At 55.5% G+C, this 326-nt stretch carries 1 protein-coding gene; it reads right to left on the bottom strand.

Features of this window, described 5'->3' with window-relative positions; genetic code table 11:
- Window positions 1-130 precede the first annotated feature (130 nt).
- On the bottom strand, window positions 131-326 hold a 196-nt coding region (locus tag TMES_RS22160; RefSeq protein WP_245835550.1), incomplete at its 5' end, for a ribbon-helix-helix domain-containing protein.

Below are 326 nucleotides of genomic sequence, written 5' to 3'. Positions count from 1 at the left end.
CAATAGGGTGGGCATCTTGCAAGAAATCGGCGCGGAGCATTACCACACCGACTTCAACACCGCGCTGGCGAAAGCTGTCAGTCTCGTGGAGGACACATCGACCCTCTAGAGGCTAACTGCCCATGTTCGGTTATGACTTGTTGCTGGTGGCGTACTTGCTTTTGGTCGAATAGCTGGCACCGTGGGTGTCCAGGTAGTCACGAACCAGCTGACGGACCACCTGCGAAGGCGTCAAATCCTGTGCTGCACAGAGCTCCTCGAACGCCTTTTTCTTGATGGGATCGATGAGCACAGTGAGGCGCGCAGTCTTGCTTTCCATGGGGTAT

This window comes from Thalassospira mesophila, from assembly GCF_002115755.1.
Lineage (GTDB): Bacteria > Pseudomonadota > Alphaproteobacteria > Rhodospirillales > Thalassospiraceae > Thalassospira > Thalassospira mesophila.
The sequence above is the reverse complement of the archived record's forward strand: the minus strand, read 5'-3'. Positions and strand labels throughout refer to the sequence as shown.